The organism is Methanolobus psychrotolerans (genome assembly GCF_002243045.1).
GTDB classification, from domain to species: Archaea; Halobacteriota; Methanosarcinia; order Methanosarcinales; family Methanosarcinaceae; genus Methanolobus; species Methanolobus psychrotolerans.
Genome location: NZ_MBKP01000076.1, coordinates 1 through 3,428, shown reverse-complemented (window position 1 = coordinate 3,428; position 3,428 = coordinate 1). Strand labels below are relative to the sequence as shown.

Below are 3,428 nucleotides of genomic sequence, written 5' to 3'. Positions count from 1 at the left end.
GGCCTCTATCTTTTTTCCAAATAATTTTTCGTATTCTCTTATGCCTTTAACACTTTTCAAACTTATACTGTTTACTTCACAATTTTCTGTAAAGTCACATAATTGAAGCAATACTTTCTTATATCCCTTGCCAGTAATCTTAATCATGGATTATACCTTTTTACGAGTTATTTTTACGATTGCAAACATAATATAGCTTTAATTAGGTATAATCCTTTCTATATAGGTTAGATTTTGATTTAAGTTATGTTTATGCAAATTTTTACAGAAAAAAGTATTCTAAGAAGAGATTAAGAGAAAAGAAGTATTTTAGAGGAAAATGGTTAAGCCTCAGATGAGATGCACACTTATATCGGTAACAAAAAAAATATTGCTGGATCTGGATTGCTGTTGATAGAATTGGGAAAAGGTTCATCAACTGCTCTTTTGGTAGCAGAGGCACAGAAACTGGAAGACAACTCTGGAACATATTAGAGGGAAAAGAGATAAGAAAAGTCATGACTGATCACTGGAAGGCATATGCAAAGTTTCTTCCAGAAGCCATTCATACTCGATCCAAAGCTGAAACATATACAGTAGAAGGATATAACAGCATATTCAGGCATTTCCTGGCAAGATTGAGAAGAAAGTCTAAGTGTTATACAAAGAGTCTTGAAATGTTGAGATACTCTGTTCTCCTGTTAATGAAGTACAGAAATAAAGAACTAGCGATGTTTAGTTAACAATGCCTCTTTTTCTTTTACTGCATTAAGTATTTCAAAGTAAAACCTTTCAGCTTCCTTTGAATAATCGAATTCTTTAATTCCTTTTATACCTCTTACTGTTTCAAAAATCATCCATATTAAAGGAATTGGAATCAAAAATATTACAAGGGCAAAAAAACCTGGCTTAACACCAGGAGTTGAAAATTCAATAACAAATGAAGCTATTAATGCAATTACAATATATGCCGCATAAAATCTATGATAATACCTAACGAATTCCAATGAGAATTTGTTTTCAGTATCTAATTTTGCAGTTATTATTTTCATAGCAAAATTATTTCTGAGCATTATTTTTTTCTTTTTCTCATTGTAGCTGTTATATTCTGATAAATTTTCTTGAATAGTATCTATAAATTGGTTAAGCGATAAATGAGTATGGATTTCATCAGAAATCCAGATATCAGCAAATACGAATTCTGTGGATATGAATACATGATCATTCATCTTCATCGTTTTCATCCCTTTCACTTTCTTCATTGTTCATATTTTCAATCTTTTCTATTGTTATTGATCCCGTTTTAATATCTCTCTACACAAGAACGTTAACTGAGCGAGAACTGGCTTCAATTAATATTTTTCCATCTATAGCTGCATATCCAAGAGTGCCATATTCTGGTTCTTGTGACGTACTTTTATTAGCTCCAATTAATACTCCGGGTTGAGCAGGTCTCATGTAAACTCCATATCTTTCGACATTTTGTGGATCTACTCCTTTAACAGAAGCTTGTTCAAGCTGATTATCACAATCTATATCTACAGAGACAAAAACTAGAGGGAAATCTTCAATTCCATTCTCTTTTCCTTTCTGTTTAAAAATATTATATATGGAATTCATTGTGGATTTATTGATTTCTGAATTTGAGTTTATGAAAATTTCTCCGAAACCCCAAAATACATATTCCAAACTCACTACCGTAGGATAATCAGTTGGATTAAGCTCATCATCCGTCATATATTGAAGCATGTTGTTTGAAATATCAATTTTGTTTGCCTGTGCAACTTTATCCAGATCCATGAAAGTAGTATAATTAATGTCATTACAGTTTACATTCTCAGCCTTTGATTCACACTGTATTATCATTTCCATTTGAACAATTTCATCGTCCACCACACTTTCCATGGTTTCTGCAAGCACATCCAGCCATTCAGATCTTTCTTCTTTGGTTTTAAAACGTGGTAATATACCGTATGTAGCTATTATCCGAGAGTCCTTTTTTACATCCTCAAAACTTACATTAAGATCCCTGATATCTTCATCATAATATGAATACTCATTAGAAGTATTTCCTGCAACTATCCCTACACTCAAAATAACTATCGTTAATAAAATTAAAACTTTAGATAATATCATTCTTTCAACCTCTAAAATAATATTACTTTTTATTCATATGCATTTTCTGAAAAAACAAATTCAAGTTCCCATATATCTCAAAATCAGAGTGGTTTGACAGAAAAAGAAGCTATTAAAATAAGTATCACTATAACTACAGTCGCAAATGAGATCCAGAATTTTAAGTAATCTTTCAATGGAAGCTGGATATTTGTGACATTCTCAATGTTAGTCATTGTTTCCATTTCAGTATCTTTTTTCAACACTTCATTTTCAAGTTCCATATATTCCACCTCCTTTACAAATCAAAATACATAATTCTCAAATATATTCAAAAATACTATATATATTACTAAAGTAATTGTAACTACAATAGCAAATGAAAACCAGAACTTGAAGCATTCTTTCCATGAAATCCGGATATGGGATATGTGTCCAAGATCGCTAATTGTTTTCATCTCAACTTCTTTTATTGGTGTTCTATTTTCAAATTCCACATTAATTCTCCTGACTGATTAAACTTGAATATCTATTAGATGAAGTTTTATTGAGAATCAAAGATGCTGACTAATACAACATTAAAAATAATTCTAGTACAGACAATTAATTTTTAGTAATGGTAACCTTCTATAAATATAGATGATTTGTACTAACAAATATTAGTATTAAAGCTAATTTGTCGAATAAGAAAGAGCGATTACTCGCCCTCCCTCTTCTAAGAACCGTACATGAAAGTTTCCCTTCATACGGCTCAAGCATTCTGTAACCCTTTCTGTATCAGGCAGCTGTTAGACTTTCGTGACACTTACTCCAACAAAACTTGTTTCTGCTTTCTCAGATAGTTTGTTCTCCATTTGAAATATTCTTTGTCTACGTAAGGGTTCTTATCCATTTTTATACATGGATGTCTTATAATCTTCGTATCCGAGAAGAATTTAAGCCCGACTTCCGCTTTTTTAAGCGCATAATTCCATTTTCCCCAATATCTCCTTTTGCTTCCTTGTGAGTTCTGTAACGATCACTTCCCCATTCTGCATTTCGATTTTCCTTATCTTTTCAAGCTCTAAAAGTAAACTTTCTACTGTATGGTCTTCGATAATACCCGTTTCCTTCATCATTTTCAGTAACCTCATTCTGATCATCAGTCCAATGAAGCAGATGAAAATGAATCCTTTTGTTGTTGAATCCTTATGTGTGTTTAGCGGGAGTGACTGAATATCCTTCTTCATCACCTTGAATCCTTTTTCCACAACATCTCTTTCCCTGTAAACTGTCAGGCAATCCAGCCAGTCACGTTCTCCATTGTAAAACAGGAAAAACTTTCCCATCCTGTT

General features: G+C 32.1%; 4 protein-coding genes and 2 pseudogenes. 1 reads left to right on the top strand and 5 read right to left on the bottom strand.

The features are described 5' to 3' along the window. Window positions 1-333: 333 nt before the first annotated feature. Window positions 334-722 (top strand): annotated as a pseudogene (locus tag BB781_RS14845) (IS1 family transposase); the annotation flags it as partial. On the opposite strand, the gene BB781_RS14840 reads toward BB781_RS14845, so the two are convergent. From BB781_RS14840 to BB781_RS15915, 5 genes and pseudogenes are all read right to left on the bottom strand, one after another. Continuing rightward, window positions 705-1,223 (bottom strand): hypothetical protein, encoded by a 519-nt coding sequence (locus BB781_RS14840; protein ID WP_129582741.1) that lies wholly within the window; start codon window positions 1,221-1,223, stop codon window positions 705-707. The pseudogene BB781_RS14845 and the gene BB781_RS14840 overlap by 18 nt on opposite strands. 70 nt (window positions 1,224-1,293) lie before the next feature. Continuing rightward, window positions 1,294-2,115, bottom strand: coding sequence for a hypothetical protein (locus tag BB781_RS14835; RefSeq protein ID WP_094229237.1), 822 nt, complete (start codon window positions 2,113-2,115; stop codon window positions 1,294-1,296). Between the two features lie 83 nt (window positions 2,116-2,198). After that, window positions 2,199-2,378, bottom strand: a complete 180-nt coding sequence (locus BB781_RS14830; protein WP_094229236.1) for a hypothetical protein — start codon at window positions 2,376-2,378, stop codon at window positions 2,199-2,201. A 21-nt stretch (window positions 2,379-2,399) separates the two neighbouring features. After that, entirely contained in the window at window positions 2,400-2,591 is a 192-nt protein-coding gene (locus BB781_RS14825) for a hypothetical protein (protein WP_094229235.1), read from the bottom strand. A gap of 459 nt (window positions 2,592-3,050) precedes the next feature. Continuing rightward, window positions 3,051-3,428 (bottom strand): annotated as a pseudogene (locus tag BB781_RS15915) (IS1634 family transposase); the annotation flags it as partial.

Coding starts and splice junctions, on each gene's coding strand:
- BB781_RS14840 (WP_129582741.1), bottom strand. CDS start 1,223: ATGAAAACGATGAAGATGAATGATCATGTATTCATATCCACAGAATTC.
- BB781_RS14835 (WP_094229237.1), bottom strand. CDS start 2,115: ATGATATTATCTAAAGTTTTAATTTTATTAACGATAGTTATTTTGAGT.
- BB781_RS14830 (WP_094229236.1), bottom strand. CDS start 2,378: ATGGAACTTGAAAATGAAGTGTTGAAAAAAGATACTGAAATGGAAACA.